The 15079-nt window shown below is 69.7% G+C and carries 13 protein-coding genes and 1 tRNA gene; 6 read left to right on the top strand and 8 right to left on the bottom strand.

Annotation, left to right across the window (positions count from 1 at the left end; translation table 11 throughout):
• Positions 1–122: 122 nt before the first annotated feature.
• The 3 genes from CPZ01_RS13255 to CPZ01_RS13265 form a co-directional block, all read right to left on the bottom strand.
• The gene (locus CPZ01_RS13255; RefSeq protein ID WP_096395841.1) at positions 123–1019 is read right to left on the bottom strand and encodes a complex I NDUFA9 subunit family protein; all 897 of its coding nucleotides are present in this window, start codon (positions 1017–1019) and stop codon (positions 123–125) included.
• A gap of 87 nt (positions 1020–1106) precedes the next feature.
• Positions 1107–1970 (bottom strand): universal stress protein, encoded by an 864-nt coding sequence (locus CPZ01_RS13260; protein ID WP_096395843.1) that lies wholly within the window; start codon positions 1968–1970, stop codon positions 1107–1109.
• 96 nt (positions 1971–2066) lie between these two features.
• Complete coding sequence (locus CPZ01_RS13265) at positions 2067–3446, bottom strand: hemolysin family protein (protein ID WP_096395845.1); 1380 nt, start codon at positions 3444–3446, stop codon at positions 2067–2069.
• A gap of 166 nt (positions 3447–3612) precedes the next feature.
• On the opposite strand from CPZ01_RS13265, the gene tmk reads away from it, so the two are divergent.
• Complete coding sequence (tmk, locus tag CPZ01_RS13270; RefSeq protein WP_096395847.1) at positions 3613–4206, top strand: dTMP kinase; 594 nt, start codon at positions 3613–3615, stop codon at positions 4204–4206.
• A gap of 103 nt (positions 4207–4309) precedes the next feature.
• Here the strand turns inward: tmk and CPZ01_RS13275 are convergent, their stop codons facing one another.
• Together CPZ01_RS13275 and CPZ01_RS13280 are read right to left on the bottom strand one after the other, a co-directional pair.
• On the bottom strand, positions 4310–4633 hold the full coding sequence (locus CPZ01_RS13275; RefSeq protein ID WP_096395849.1) for a hypothetical protein: 324 nt from the start codon (positions 4631–4633) through the stop codon (positions 4310–4312).
• A 96-nt stretch (positions 4634–4729) separates the two neighbouring features.
• On the bottom strand, positions 4730–5305 hold the full coding sequence (locus tag CPZ01_RS13280) for a DUF5813 family protein (RefSeq protein WP_096395851.1): 576 nt from the start codon (positions 5303–5305) through the stop codon (positions 4730–4732).
• A gap of 154 nt (positions 5306–5459) precedes the next feature.
• On the opposite strand from CPZ01_RS13280, the gene CPZ01_RS13285 reads away from it, so the two are divergent.
• A complete protein-coding gene (locus CPZ01_RS13285) occupies positions 5460–6764 on the top strand; it encodes a carboxylate--amine ligase (RefSeq protein WP_096395853.1) in 1305 nt (434 codons plus the stop codon).
• 29 nt (positions 6765–6793) lie between these two features.
• Here the strand turns inward: CPZ01_RS13285 and CPZ01_RS13290 are convergent, their stop codons facing one another.
• Positions 6794–8050 carry an MFS transporter gene (locus tag CPZ01_RS13290; RefSeq protein ID WP_096395855.1) on the bottom strand — a complete coding sequence of 419 codons (1257 nt, stop codon included), beginning with the start codon at positions 8048–8050 and terminating at the stop codon, positions 6794–6796.
• Between the two features lie 183 nt (positions 8051–8233).
• Here CPZ01_RS13290 and pyrF point away from each other — a divergent pair, with 183 nt between their 5' ends.
• Positions 8234–9064 (top strand): orotidine-5'-phosphate decarboxylase, encoded by an 831-nt coding sequence (pyrF, locus tag CPZ01_RS13295; protein ID WP_096395857.1) that lies wholly within the window; start codon positions 8234–8236, stop codon positions 9062–9064.
• Positions 9065–9090: 26 nt separating this feature from the next.
• Here the strand turns inward: pyrF and CPZ01_RS15505 are convergent, their stop codons facing one another.
• Complete coding sequence (locus CPZ01_RS15505) at positions 9091–9231, bottom strand: hypothetical protein (RefSeq protein ID WP_172863973.1); 141 nt, start codon at positions 9229–9231, stop codon at positions 9091–9093.
• A gap of 50 nt (positions 9232–9281) precedes the next feature.
• On the opposite strand from CPZ01_RS15505, the gene trmY reads away from it, so the two are divergent.
• The 3 genes from trmY (at position 9282) to CPZ01_RS13310 (ending at position 10778) form a co-directional block, all read left to right on the top strand.
• Positions 9282–9896 (top strand): tRNA (pseudouridine(54)-N(1))-methyltransferase TrmY, encoded by a 615-nt coding sequence (gene trmY / locus CPZ01_RS13300; RefSeq protein ID WP_096395859.1) that lies wholly within the window; start codon positions 9282–9284, stop codon positions 9894–9896.
• A gap of 10 nt (positions 9897–9906) precedes the next feature.
• Entirely contained in the window at positions 9907–10320 is a 414-nt protein-coding gene (locus CPZ01_RS13305) for a CHY zinc finger protein (RefSeq protein WP_172863974.1), read from the top strand.
• A 385-nt stretch (positions 10321–10705) separates the two neighbouring features.
• A tRNA-Pro gene (locus CPZ01_RS13310) sits at positions 10706–10778 on the top strand.
• A gap of 68 nt (positions 10779–10846) precedes the next feature.
• Here CPZ01_RS13310 and CPZ01_RS13315 read toward each other — a convergent pair.
• Complete coding sequence (locus CPZ01_RS13315; RefSeq protein WP_096395861.1) at positions 10847–14923, bottom strand: pentapeptide repeat-containing protein; 4077 nt, start codon at positions 14921–14923, stop codon at positions 10847–10849.
• Between the last annotated feature and the right edge of the window lie 156 nt (positions 14924–15079).

A 15079-nucleotide genomic window follows, 5' to 3' on the forward strand; every position in this document is an offset into this window, starting at 1 on the left:
TGTGCTCCCTCCGCGTTTGAACTGAACAGAACGCGATCTCCTATAAAAGCCTTCGGTTGCGGTTACCAGCGTTGAGATTAGGACTGTTGACACGTTCGCGTCGCCGGCGATCCGAGCCTCAGTCATCGGATCCCGAGGTGTTCGCCGAGTGTGGTCAGTTCGGTCGGGTCGACGCCGAACGCCCCGACGTCGTTGTCGGCGGTCGTGTTGTCGAACTTCAGCGACCGGTACTGGTCCGCGCCCATCGGGAACCCGGGCACCGCGCCGAGGACGGAGAGGCCGATCTTCGCCAGCGGCATCGGCAGCGGGACGATGGTGACGCCCTTCTCCTCCGCCTCGTAGACGAGGTCCGTCACCTGCCGGAGCGTGAGCACCTCCGGCCCCCCTATCTCGTAGGTCTCGCCGGCGTGCTCGTCGTCGGTCACTGCGGCGGCGATCATCGGCACGAGGTCCTCGACGTGGATCGGCTGGAACCGCGTCTTCCCGCCGCCGGGGAGCGGGTACAGCGGGACGCCCGGCGCGAACATCCCCTTCAGCCGCTTGGTGAACGAGACGAACTCGCCGCCCTCGCCGAAGACGACGGAGGGACGGAAGATCGTCCAGTCGAGGCCGCTGTCGCGGACGATCTCCTCCGCCTCGCCCTTCGCGCGGATGTAGGCGGTGTCGCCGTCAGGGTCCGCGCCGAGCGCGCTCAGCTGGACGAAGCCGTCGACGCCGCCCGCCTCGGCCGCGCGGACGAGGTTCTCGGTCCCGCCGCGGTGGATCCGGTCGTGCATCCGGTTGCCGCCGTCCGGTTCGAACAGCGGCGAGAGCGCGACCAGGTTCACGACCGCGTCGTGCCCCTCGACGGCCGACTCGATGGAGTCGTAGTCGGTCACGTCGCCGGTGACGCCCGTCACGCCGTCCGGCGTCTCCTCGGGCGAGCGGGAGAGCGCGGTCACCGCGTGCCCGTCGTCGGCGAGCGCGCGACAGAGGTACGACCCGATGAATCCGGTCCCGCCGGCTACCAACACTTTCATGCGTGGTATCTCGCGTGGAAGGCCCGTAAACCTACCGCGGCGTCAGACATCGTACCGTTGACCGGCGTCGCCCCCGGCCGCTCGGGATCACTCCTCTTCGGGAACCGGGACCGTTAACACCGGCACGGGGACCGTCCGGAGGGTGCGCTCGGCGACGCTCCCCAGCAGGTACCGCCCCACGCCGGTCCGGCCGTGGGTCCCCATCGCGACGAGGTCGACGCCGGGGTCGTCGGCGTACGCCCGGATCCCGCGCGCGGCCGAGGAGGCGACCTCGACGGCGCCGACCGCCTCTAACCCGGCGTCCTCAACGCGCTCGACGCCCTCGGCGACCGCGTCGTCGGCGTACTCCGAGAGCACGTCCACCTCGACGTGGTCGCCGATACCGATCCCGCCGGTGTCGACGACCGAGAGGACGTGGACCGTCGCCCCCGCCCGTTCGGCGATCGGGATCGCGCGGTCGAGCGCGGCGGTCGCGGCCGGGCTCCCGTCGGTCGGCACCAACACGTCCTCGTACGGGTACGGGACGGCCTCGTCGCCCGGACGGAGCGCCAACACCGGCACCAGCGACTGCCGGACGACGCGCTCGGTCGTGCTGCCGACGAGGTGTTCGACCCCCTGCCGCCCCCGCGTCGACATCGAGACGAGGTCGGCGCCGACCTCTTCGGCGTACGCGGCGACCGTCTCGGGGACGCCCCCCTGCCGGACGGCCGTCTCCGCCTCCACGCCGCGGTCCGCGGCGCGGGCGGCCGCCTCATCGACGATCGACTCGCCCTCCTGTTCCAGCACGTCGACTACGTCGCCGCCGATTCGGGTCACGCTGTCGCGGGTCGTGTCCGCGACGTGGAGGAGGTGGACCGTCGCGCCGTGGTCGGCGGCGATCGCCAGGGTGTGCTCGAAGGCCGCCGCGGCCGCGTCGCTGCCGTCGGTGGGGACGCAGATCCGGTCGTACATACGCCCCCGGTCGCGCCCGCGGGTGAAAAACGCTCGTGTGGTTGCCGCGCTGCGGGACCGTCCGGTCCCGGTGGCGGGAGGGAGGCGCTCGTCCCGCTACGCCGCGTCGCCGGGCGACTCCGCGTCGGCGTCCGATCCGTCACCGGCGTCGCCCGACTCGTCCGGGCCGTCGCGCCGCGTGACGCGCACCGTGGAGATGCGCGCGCCGTCGACCGCGGTGACCTCGAAGGCGTACGCCTCGGTCTGTGCGACGTCGCCGACCTCCGGCGAGCGCCCGATGCGGTCGAGGACGAACCCGCCGAGCGTCTCGTAGCCGTCGCCGCTGAGGTCGGTGCCGAGCGCGTCGTTGACGTCGACGAGCGCGACCGACCCGTCGGCCTCGTGGGTCCGGTCGCCGGTCCGACGGATGGTGTGGCGGCCGTCGGCGACGTCGAACTCGTCGCGGAGGTCGCCGACGAGCGCCTCGGCGACGTCCTCGACGGTCGCGATCCCCTCGAAGGCGCCCCACTCGTCGATCACCGCCGCCATCTGCCGGCGCTCGTCGCGGAACTGGACGAGGAGGTCGCCGGCGCTCGTCGTCTCCGGGACGACGAGGATCTCCCGCGCCAGGTCGCTCGCGGTCGCGCCGTCGTCGCCCGCCTCGGTCGCGCGCAGCACGTCCTTCACGTCCACGAAGCCGACGACGCGGTCGGCGTCGTCGTTCTCGACGACCGGGTACCGGGTGTGACCCGCGTCGAGGACCGTCTCGCGGACCGCCGAAAGGGACGCGTCCGCGGGCAGCGAGACCACGTCCGGGCGAGGGACCATCAGCTCGCGGGCCGCGGTGTCGTCGAGCTCGAAGACGCCCTCGATCATCGCGACCTCGGACTCGTCGACGTGGCCGGCCTCGCCTGCCCGCGCCAGCACGCGCCGGATCTCCCGCTCTTCGAGCGTCTCGTCGCTCTCCGAGGCGGGCGGCACGCCGATCAGGCTCGTGAACGCGTTCGCGGTGCCGTTGAACACCGCGATACCGGGCGAGAAGATCAGATAGGAGAGCTTCATCGGCGGCGCCAGGAGCAGCGAGATGCGCTCCGCCTGCGCGATGGCGATCGTCTTCGGCGCCAGCTCGCCGAAGACGACGTGGAGGAAGGTGATGACGGAGAACCCGATCGCGAACGCGACGAGGTGGACCAGCCCGTCCGGCAGGACCGGACCGAGGGCGGGCTCGATGAGCGCCGCGACCGCGGGCTCGCCGATCCACCCGAGCCCGAGCGACGCGAGCGTGATCCCGAGCTGCGTCGCCGCGAGGTAGTCGTCGAGGTTGGTCATCACCTCCTGAAGCGTCTCCGCGCCCGCCTTCCCCTCCTCGACCAGCTGCTCGACCGAGGTGGCCCGGATCCTGACGAACGCGAACTCGGAGGCGACGAAGAAGCCGTTCAGGGCGACCAACGCGAGGGCGGCCGCTACCCGCGAGAGCGAGACGGCGACCGCTACCATCCGTCTCCTCCGGGCGCGCGTGGTGCTGACGAGTCGACGACCATACCGGCCGTTCGAGGAGGGGTCACTAAAAAGGGCCGTCGGGCGGAGCCGCGCTCGGATCACGGGGGCCGGCCGCCCGGACCGGACCCGGGTCGTTTATTCGTCGCCGCGGCGGAACGCGACCATGCTGATCACGCTGGAGGGGCTCGACGGCAGCGGCAAGACGACGGTCTGGGAGGCGCTCCAAGACGTGTACCCCGACGCGACGTTCACCCGCGAGCCCACCGACAGCTGGTACGGAGAGGCGGTGGGGCGCTCGATGGGTGACCCGGACGCCGACCCGCTCGCGGAGCTGTTCTTATACACCGCCGACCACGCGAACCACCTCTCGGAGACGGTGCGGCCGGCGCTCGCCCACGGCGACCTGGTTATCTCCGACCGCTACTCGGACTCGCGGTTCGCCTACCAGGGGGCGACGCTCGCGCGCGCCGACGCCGGGATCGAGCGCCCGCTGGAGTACGTCCGCGGGATCCACGCCGCCTTCTCGCGCCCGCCGGACGCGACGATCTACCTCGATCTGGACCCGAAGACCGCGGCCGAACGCGCCGGGCGCACGGACAAGTTCGAGCGCGACGGCTACCTCGCGGCCGTGCGCGACAACTACGAGCGCCTGATAGACGCCGACCCCGGCCGGTTCCACCGCGTCGACGCGACGCGCGCGCCCGAGGACGTGGTCGCGCGGGTCGAGGAGATAGTCGCCGATTTGGTCGACCGCTGACGCCGTCTCGTTCGAGGGTTTCAGGGGGTATCCGGAGTTCTCAGCGCGTGTCCGAGAGCTCTCAGCGCGTGTCCGAGAGCTCTCAGCGCGTGTCCGAGAGCTCTCAGCGCGTGTCCGGCAGCTCGTACTCGTCCGGCGACGGGACGTAGAGGTAATCAATTGCGACGCCGAGCGCCAGCGGGAGCGCGACGAGCAGCGCCAGCAGGATCGTCGAGCTCCCGACGTCGATCCCGGTCCCGACGCCGAGCGCGCCCGTGAAGACGATCGTCGAGACGAGCAACAGCAGGGGCGTCAACACGAGCGTGTACACGACCGACCCCCACGACGTCGAGAGCTGGATCCGGAAGAACCGGGTCGCGACCCCGGCGAGGAACGTGTGGAACGCGACCAGCGCGAGGAGGCTGCCGAACCCGAACAGCGCGAGCATGGTCGCCGTACGGACCGCCGACACTTCCCCCTATCGGCCGCAGCCCGGACCGACTTCTCCCGGACCCGACCGCCGCTCGGGCGGGCCGGCCGTCCCTCAGACCGGCCCGCCGCCGCCCTGCTGGCGCGCGGCCGAGAGCAGGTCCGAGACGGGGGGCGTGTACTCGTAGCCGGGGATGACGCCCTGAACGTACGTCCCCTCGACGAAGTCGATCAGCGCGCCCGCGTCGTCGACGCCGCGCCGCTCGTTGATGTCCGCGAACTCGTAGGTCACCGCTATCTCGTCGCCCCCGCGCTCGACGGCGGGGTCGAACTCCCTGTCCTTCCGCGTGACGCCGCCCACGTCGACCGCGCGGCGCTCGAACGTGTCGGCCCAGCCGTCCTCGACCACGTCGGCGACCTCGTCGGCGGTGACCGCCGAAAGCGTCGGCACGCGGACGGTGACCGTGAATCTGATTCGCCCCTCATCCGCCCGCTCGGCGCGGACGCGCCCGTCGAAGGCGGTCGTCGTCGAGACCCAGCCGTCGCCGTCGCGCTCGAAGGAGCCGTGGTCAGCGAACGCCCGCCGGATCCGGTCGGGGAGGTCGTCGGCCGGGGCGGACCCGTTTCCCGCGCCGTCGACGGGCTCGGCGTCGTCGACGGGCTCGGCGTCGTCGTCCTCTGTTTCGCTCATACCGATCGGAGGCGACGCGCCCTGAAAAGCCGCTCGCGTCGCCCGGGCGAGTCCCGTCCCGGCGTCGCCGCGAACTCCGCCGACCCCGTCACCGATACTGGCACTCCGGGCCGGTACGTCGGGCCCTTTTGTGCGTCGACCGACGAGGCAGGGTATGGCAGACACCTTTCGGTCCACCGAGGGACTGATCGACGCGCTCGCGGACGCCGAGTTCGACCGGCCGCCGGCGCTCGTCAGCAACGCGCACATCACCGGCCTCGGCGTCGCTCGCGCGCTCGACGCCCACGGCGTGCCCGTGATCGCGCTCGACCGAGCGGGAGGCGACGCGGGCGCCGACGCCGGAACGGTCACCCACGACGGGCTCGCGCCGCCCTCGGACGCGGTCGACTTCGCGGGGGCGGTGACGTACCCGCTCGACGACCTCGACGGGTTCCGCGAGGACGTGGAGGCGGTCGTCGACGCCGCGGGAACCGAGGCGGTCGCGTTCGGCTGTATGGACGAGTGGGCGCTGTCGTACGCCGAGGCCGACCCCGACGGCGTCCGGCTCCCGTTCGCCGGGAGCGAGACGCTCGACGCGGTGTTGAACAAGTCGGCGCTGTACGCGACCTGCGAGGCGCTCGGCGTCCCCTACCCGGAGACGTACCGGTTGGCGGAGACCGCGGCCGCGGCGACGCGCGAGCCGGACGCGACGGTCGACGAGGCCGCCGACGCGCTCGGCTTCCCGCTGGTGGTGAAACCGGAGCTGAAGCGGGACTTCGAGGAGGCGTTCGGTACCAACGTGATCGAGGTCGCGGACCGCGAGGAGTTCGCGGACGTCGTCGCGGCCGCGAGCGAGGAGGGGATCGCGGTGATGGCCCAGAAGCGCGTCGACATCGCGACCGGAAGGGACCACTCGCTGGCCTCCTACGTCCCCCCGTCCGGACGCGACGACGCGCTCGCAGTCGTCGGCAACGCCGCGGTGCGGTACCCGCGCAACTTCGGCACCTCCTGTCTCGTCGAGACCGCGGACGAACCCGCGATCGAGGAGCGCGCGCTCGCCGTCCTCGACGACGCGGGCTACCACGGGATCAGCGAGTCGGAGTTCGTCTACGACGAGGCGCGCGACGAGTTCCTGCTGCTCGACGTCAACACCCGGCCGTGGAAGTGGATCTCGATGCCGGTCGCCGCGGGCGCGAACCTCCCGATGGCCGCCTACGCCGCGGTCACCGACGCGAGCTACGAGTCCGACGGCGTCGAGCCGACGCGGTGGGTGTACCTCCGCGACTACCTCTCGCTGCTCGCGGGCGACGACGCGTTCTGGGACCAGCTGTCGGCCGCCGACTGGCGCCGGCTCGTCTCAGGCGCCTTCGAGCGCGAGGGCGACCTGACGACCGGCGTCTACCGTCCCTCAGACCCGAGCCCGGCCGCGAAGCTGTTCGAGACCGAGTTCGTCGACCGCGAGTACTACTGCTCCTGCTAGGTCGGCGTCGTTCCGGACGCGGCCGTCGATCACGCCCGGTCGTCGTTCGGACCGTCGACCGCGTCGTCGCCGACGGGGACCTCCCAGAGGAGGATGGCCGCCGCCCCGACGACGAGGACGGCGCCGCCGACGCCCAGCGCGAACGTCGGGGAGACGGCGTCGGAGAGGAGGCCGCTGCCGAGTTGGAACGGCACGACGGCGAGCCCGCTGACCATCGCCATCGCGCTCAGGACGGTCGCGCGACCGAGGCTCTCCACCCGGTCGTTGACGTACTGTCCGGCGAACGACCGCGTGACGTCCGACACCCCCCGAATCAGGAGGAACGTCGGGAGCGCGAGCACCGGGACGAAGTACATCCCGATCAGCGCGCCGCCGACGGCGAACGGAAGGACGAGGAACCACGCTCGCAGCCCGATGCGCTCCCGAATCGCTCCCGTGTAGTAGGTGAGCACCGCGCCGACGAGACTGTACGCCGCGTAGAACCAGCCCAGCAGGGATTCGACCCGCAACTGCGAGACGCCGAGGTCGAGAACGACGGTCTCGAAGATCGGCTGGAGAAAGACGAACACGAGGTACGTGACCGCGGCGTACAGGACGTAGTAGTACAACAGCAGCGACCGGAGCCGACGGCGCGAGAGGACCTCTCTCACGATGCTGACCGTCCGGCGGAGGCTCAGGTCCTCCGAGTCGGTGCGCTTGTACGCCTCGGGCTCGTCGAGCGTGAGCAGCACCGCGACGCCGAGGCCTGTCACGCCCGCCGCGACGAACCACGGGTACGAGAGGTCGATACTACCGAGGTATCCGCCGAGGATCGCCGCGACGGCGCCGACGGCCAGCGCCGCCGACTCGCCGCGACCCCGAACGCCGGCGAACTCGTCCTCGGAGAGGTCGTCGGTGAGCGTGTCGTAGAGCCACGCGTCCTCGCTTCCGGAGCGGAAGTTGTACCCCAGCGACCAGCAGACGTAGAGGACGGCCAGCTGGAGGAACGAACTCGACAGACCGATACCGAGGAGCGTCAGGGAAATGAGCGCGGTCCCGATGAGGAGGCTGTTTCGACGCCCGACGCGGTCGCCCACGTAGCCGGTCGGGATCTCGCCGAACAGCGTCGTCAGGTTGTACAGCGCCTCCAGAACGGCGATCTGCGTGAAGGAGAGATCCTGCGCCAGAAAGAAGAGGTACATGATCGGCCGGTAGAACTCGACCGCCTTCGTCGCCTTGTAGGCGTAGTACTTCAGGATCGGTCCGGAGAGCGACTCCCGAAGGCCACCGCCCGTGCTACCGGCCATGCGTGTGGCGAGAGACGGGAGGCCGACTGGTGTATCCTGTTATTACGGACGACCCCACTCGGCGCATACACCGGCGAATTTGGCCGGTATCTCTCGCTCGACCGGTCGCTTCGCGGGGCGGTCGAGCGGTCGCGGGCGACCGCGGAACACAACGGTTAGTGCGCCCGCCGCCGCAGGGCGCGTATGGGCTTCTTCGAGACGCTCGCGGACCGGATCGACGCGGCCGACAGCGTCGTCTCGGTCGGGCTCGACCCCGACCCCAGCCGACTCCCCGAGCACGTGGGCGACGCCGACCTGCCCCGGTGGGCGTTCAACCGACGGATCATCGACGCGACCCACGAGCACGCCGCCTGCTACAAGCCGAACGCTGCCTTCTACGAGGACCCCGACGGCTGGCGCGCGCTCCGCGAGACCGCCGCCTACGCCGAGGGGAAGGGCGTCCCCGTCCTGCTCGACGCGAAGCGCGGCGACATCGGAAACACGGCGCGGCGGTACGCCGAGGTCCTCGACTGGGTCGACGCGATCACGGTGAACCCGTACCTCGGGCGCGACGCGCTCCAGCCGTTCCTCGACCGCGCCGACAAGGGCGTGTTCGCGCTCTGTCGCACCTCGAACCCGGGCGGCGCCGACCTCCAGGACCTCGAACTCGCCTCGGGCGAACCGCTCTACGAGCGCGTCGCGGCGCTCGCGGACGTGTGGAACGCGAACGACAACGTCGGGCTCGTCGTCGGCGCCACGACGCCCGAGGAGCTGGAGGCGGTCCGCGAGATCGTCCCCGAGATCCCCTTCCTCGTGCCCGGCGTCGGCGCGCAGGGCGGCGACGCCGAGGCCGCGGTCGAACACGGGCTCGCCGGTCGCCCCGACCTCCCGGTCGACGTCGGCCTCGTGAACTCCTCGCGGGGGATCATCTTCGCCGGCGAGGAGTCGAGCCGGCCCGGCGACGAGGCGACGTACTTCGGCGCCGCGGGCGACGCGGCGAAGCGGCTTAAAAAGCGGCTGAATCGGCACCGGTAGGCCCACACACCCCTCGGCGCCCGCGCTTACCCGCGGCCGGCGGCACAGCCGCTACAGGCGCGGGCCGCCTCGTTCCAGTGGTCGTCGCAGACGGCGCGCCCGCAGCGGTCGCAGGTGCGGGTCGCGATCGCCGCCTCGCAGACCTGACAGAGTCCGGTGAGGCTCACGCCGGCGGTAGGGTCGCACGCCTTATGAGGATCGGGGGCGAGCCCCGGATATGCGCCAGTTCGTCGTCGTCGGCCGCGACGTGCCCACCGACCCCGACGCGATCTCGCTGTCGGACGTCCCCGGGGCCGGGCGGCTCGACCTGCTTTGCCGGTGCGTGAGCGCGGGCGTCTTCCTCTCGCACGGCATCCGCGAGTCGGTCCGGGTCCACCTCGTCGTCGCCGACGAGTTCACGGTCACCTTCGACTCCGACACGCTCCGGCACCTTCACCCCGACGAGCGCAACGTCGCCGCGCGGGTCCGCGACGCACTCGACGCGAAAGCCGACGCGATCGGCCACATGCCCGCGGACGTTTCGCCCGGGGTCGAGCTCCGTCGGATGGGCCTCGACGCGACGCTCGACCGACTCGTCAGCGAGGACGGTCGCGGCCCCGACGGGACGCTCGTCCAGCTCCACGAGGAGGGCGACCCGCTCGTCGACGCGGAGCCGCCCGAGAACCCAGTGTTCGTGCTCTCGGATCACCACGACTTCGCCGAATCGGAGGCCGATGCGATCGCCGACCGGGCCGAGCGACGACTGCGCGTCGGTCCCGAACTGCTCCACGCGGACCACACCGTCACCGTCGTCCACAACTGGCTCGACACGGATGGCTACGCCGAGTACTGACCCTCCGGCGATGCCGACCGACCCCTCCGACCGCGAGACGACGACCGCACCCGACACGGACCCCCGATTCGAGGTCCCCCTGCGCGGAATCGACGTCGATCCCGAGACGCGCTGCGCCCACTGGGACGACCCGGTCGACGTGGTCGCGCTCCGGTTCGGCTGCTGTGAGGCGTTCTACCCCTGCGACGCCTGCCACGACGCGGCGACCGACCACGAGGCGGTCCCGTGGCCCCGAGACCGCTTCGACGAGCCGGCGGTGCTGTGCGGCGCCTGCCGCACGACGCTCACCGGCCGCGCCTACCTCGAGGCCGACGACGCCTGCCCCGCGTGCGGCGCCGCGTTCAACCCCGGCTGCCGGAAGCACCGCGAACGGTACTTCGAGATGGAGGGGACAGTCGACGGAGATGGCGACGGCGATTTATAAGTGATGACGCGCCAGCGGTGGCGCGTGCCCGTGAGCGGCCGCCATCGGCGGCCGCGAACGGCACCGTGCGAGGGAGTCAGTCGCCGGAGCGAAGCGACGGCGACTGACGAGGCTGGGGAGGCGTGAGGTGCGGTTGCGGTGCGGGGCGGGACTCGAAGGGGCGGTCGCGAGGACGAAGACGCGCGACGTACGGACCGCAGGGAGCGAGTGAAACGAGCGACTGAGGACCGCAACGAGCGCATCGAGTCCTCGCGACTGGGGCTTCGTGGTACCCGCGTCTGGCGTCGATGAACTGGATATTCTATCGACACCTCGCCCGTCCGGTACGTCTTGATCGCCCCCCTTTCGGAAGGATTAAAAGAACGAGCGGCCTTCTGTCGAGTGCGGGCCGGTGGGGTAGCTTGGTATCCTTCGGCCTTCGGGTGGCCGTAACCACGATTCAAATTCGTGCCGGCCCACTTCCCGCATATACTTTTTCCACCCTTTACTGATAGGTATCCGTGGCCTTGTGCCGTGTCTTCGAGCGTCACCACGACACGCGGCGACCGAGGACGAACACCACGAGCGCGACCAGAAGGGCGCCGAGGAACGACTCCAAGCCCGCGAGGAACCGAGACAGCGTTCCGACGGGCTGGATGTCGCCGTACCCGAGAGTGGTGAACGTGACGATGCTGAAGTAGAGGTTTTTCACCATGATGTCCATGCCCTCGGGCGTCGCGAGCTGCGAGAGGCTGTCGAGTCCCTCGGTGGTCAGCCCCGCCGCGTCTCCCGACGTCCCCTCCGTGAGCGTCGCGTACATGAAGCTCCATCCGACGACCACGACCACCGAAGCGTAGATGACTCGCCACAGTCGTTCTCCGTAGCCGCAGGACTGGTGCAGCAGATAGTTCCCGAGCCACTTACCCGCCGAGACGAACCGCACACCGAGGTCCTGATCCGGGTCTCGAACGAACTGGTAGTTTTTCGCCCGCCTGTACTTCATCTCCTGAACGAAGAACTGCGCGGCCACGTGTCGGTCGCCGACCTGATCCGCGCCGTTTTTGGCCTTCAGGTAGGTGTTTTCGAGGTCGGCGGCCGTCGTCGTCTCGCGGAACTCCTCGTCGCCGGTCATCTCGTACAGCGTCTCGCTGCTCGGCATCTCCGAGGCATTTTCGGCGTCGGCGATCTCTTCGATGACTGCCCTGTCCAGTCCGGTCTGTTCTCGGAGCATCTCGACGTGATCGACCTCGTCGAAGAGTTCCCCGTCCAGCTCGTCGTCGGCCTCGTCCAGTTCGTCTTCGACGGCGAGCGCGTCGATGAGGTCCTGTCTTCCGGGGTTCACGAACTCCGCGTCGTCAACCGTGGTGTGTAGTTGCCAGTTGGCCTCCGCGAGTTCCTGTTTGTAGTTCCCGAAGTCGAACCCGTCGAAGCTGGTGTTCGCGAACCGGAAGTGCTCGAAGAGGTCCACGTCGCTCGCCTCTCCGAGGCCATCGGAGAGTTCGACCGCGCCGAGCTCCGCGTTCGCGAGGTCGTAGGCGATGTCGCCGTCGTCCGGGAGCGCGATCGCCCCGTCGGCGATCGCGCAGTTCCGCATGTCGACGACCGACTCGTCGCCGGTCCGCGTTCCCAGACATGTGAGATCGGCGAACGTCGACCCGAAGAACGCGGCCCCCGACTCGAAGTACACGCCGTCGAAGTTCGCCACGCCGCCGACCGTGATCATCTCGAAGGAGGCCGGCCCCTCGACGACCGTCTGCGCGAACGACGCGTCTTCGGCGAACTCCGCGTCGTCGAACGCACACGCGTCCCGCAGTTCGCACATCTGGAAGAGCGCGTCTCGCCCGAACGTCGCGTTGCTGAACGTCGTCGGACCCCCGACCGACGTGTCGACGACGTTAACGTCGTCCTCGAAGCGGGCGACGTCGCCGTCGAACTCGCCCTCGACGGTCATCGAGAGTGACAGCTGCCCCTCAAAGCGGCTCGACGAGATGTCCAACCCGCCCTCGATCGTTCCCTCGAAGAACATGACCGTCCCGCCGAACGTGACGGAGGAGAGGTCGCAGTCGTCACCCACGTCGAGGTGGACGAAGTCGGCCTGTTCGCCCACGGACGCGGAACTGGCCTCGAGCGCGCCGCCGACCTCGGCCTCCCGCAGCGTCAGCAACTCCTCGAACGTGCCGAGCGAGAGCTCCAGATCGCCGTCGATTTCGGCCCCCTGGAACGTCGTCACATCCCCGAAAGAGACCCCACTGAACGCACAGTCTCCGGTGACGCGCGTCCGCTGGAACGAGAACCGCTTCGCGACCGAGGCCGCGTCGAAGTCGACGCCCCCCGCGGTCAGGTCCTGACAGAGTACGTCCTGCCGGACCTCGGCGCTCGAAACCGACAGCGTTCCACCGACCCGTGCGTCCGATGCGTGGATCGTCTTCTCGACGGTCAGCTTCGACGCGGCGACGTCGCCGTCGACATCGGCGTCCGACAGTCTGAGATTCCTGACCCGACCGCCCCGTATTTTGACGTCGTCTTCGGCCTCGATCGCTCCCATCTTGAGGGAGCGATCACAGACCACGTGTCCGAGGTCAAGTGTCCCCGCGGCATGTGCGTGCTCGAACGACGCCGAGTCGAAGACCGTCCGAGAGAACTCCGCGTGGGCGCCGAACCGCGCTCCCTCGAAGTCCCCGCGATCTGTGAACGTCGCCCCGGTGAACAGTGCCTCTTCGCGGATGGTCGCGTCGTCGAAGGAGACGCCGTCGAGGAACTCCGACTTCCCGAACCACGCGTGTTCCATGGTCGTCCCTTCGAACGACGCCCACGTCTTGAACGTCACCACGTTACAGTTCATCCCGCCGGCGACCCTCCCCCCGTCGAACCAGAGCGGTTGCCCGAACTCCGCCCGCCGGCAGTTGATCGACCCCTCGACGGTGGCGTACCTGAGATCGATCGGGTAGTTGTCTGGCCCGTCTACGATGTCGAACGAGAGGTTCAGATCGCCGAATCGAGCGCCGACGAACTCGTTGGATTCCCGCCCCGACCGTTGAATCGCTTCGAGGAACTCGTCCCGAACGGCCTCGTCGTCGGTATCTTCGACCGGCGCGTGGAACAGACAGTACTCGCCGCCTTCCCGCGGGCTCCGGTGACAGGTCCAGACGTCGTCGTCCTGCTCCCGCGCGTGTTCTCCGAGGTCGCGTCCGTACGAACAGCGGTCGTCCGGGCGAGCGGCGGGGTCGACACGCGCGTCTTCGTCCCAGCCCGTCTCGATCGCACCGACCTCGCCGTCCGTCGCCGGGCCGGAAGCCTCGCGGCCGTCTCCCCCGTCGATATCGAGCGCGGTCTGAACGGTCTCGCGCATCTCCGCGAGGTCGTCGCCGTCGACGCCCGAGACGGCGTCGGGATCGATCGAGTCCGTCAACGTGAGGAACTCCCGAAGCATGTCGTCGTCGAACGTGGCCAGCGTCTCCGCCCCGGCCGTCTCCATCACCGCCGCCAGCTCCCGGAGCTTCTCGCCCGCTTCGTCGGCCACCTCGTCGCCTGCCGACGGCTCCGAGTCCGTCGCGCTGGCTCCTTCGGCGTCCTCGGCGACCGCCTCTATCGCTCCGTGGACGGCGCCCACGCTGCTCGTGTCGACGTCCTCGTCGAAGGTACTCGCGAGCACGTCGCCGATCTCGTCGGGGTACGCGTCGGCCAAGCCGTGGAGCGCCTTCTTTGCGTCCGCCCGCGTCTCCTCGCGAGCGTCGGCGAGCAGGTCGACGAGTTCGAACTGCGCCGGCAGCACCACGTCGGGGTACTCGGCCACGAGCGCACGACACGCGCCGACTGCGTGGGCACGGACCTCGTCGTTACTGTCGGCGAGCGCATCAGCGAGCACTCCGCTCGTTTCGGCCACGGCCCCTGGAGTGGCTTCGGACACGGACGCCAGCGCTTCGCTCGCGAGTTCGCGCACGTCCGGGTCCGGATCGTCGAGCCGGTCCGCAAGCGGCTCGACGGCCTCGACCACCAAGTCCGGTTGCTGGTTGGCGATCCGGTTCAGACACAGCGCGGCGTGGTACCTAACCACGTTGTCCTCGTCGTCCAGCCGGGAACAAAGCGATTCGCCGCGGGTCGCGACTTCCTCGGGGTACCTCAGTGCGAGGCGGGTGAGCGCCAGCGTCGCTTCGTTCCGCTCGGTCGAATTCTCTGCGTCAATCCCGGCGGCGGCGTCTTCGACCGCTCTCACGGCTGCGTCTCCAATGTCGTCTGCGGCGTCGGGGCCGAAGTTGTCGAGGGCGGTCCCGCACTTCTCGCGGACGTCGCTGTCGCCGTCGGTGAGTCCGCTGACGAGGGGTTCGATCGCGTCTCGACACTCCTCCGAGCGGTCTTCTACGAGCCGGCTGAGCGCAAGCGCGCTGTTGTGTCTGATCACGCTCTGATCGTCGGTTTCGAGCCGTTCGATCAGTGCCGGAAGGGCGTCCAGAACCGCGTCCGCTCGCGTCTTTGCCACCCGGCTCAGGACCGTCACCGCGTCGTTTCGAACCGTTGCGTCGTCGTCGTCGAGAAGCGCCACCACCTCCGGAACGTGTTCGACGACCGCGTCCTGATCGCTCACGGCCGTCTCCGCCCACTCCGAGAGCGGTGCGTCATCGCGCATGTGCCTCCCGTTCAGGGCGAGAAATATAAGCGTGGGTGAGAGCCGGCGATCGGCCGAAGGAATCCATTCGAGCGATCGACCAAAACCACCCCGATCGAGCGATCGGCCGAGGCCGTTCGAACCCTGGGCTCGGGGAGGCCGTCTCGTAAGATCGTC

It is taken from the genome of Halorubrum trapanicum, from assembly GCF_002355655.1.
GTDB classification, from domain to species: domain Archaea; phylum Halobacteriota; class Halobacteria; order Halobacteriales; family Haloferacaceae; genus Halorubrum; species Halorubrum trapanicum_A.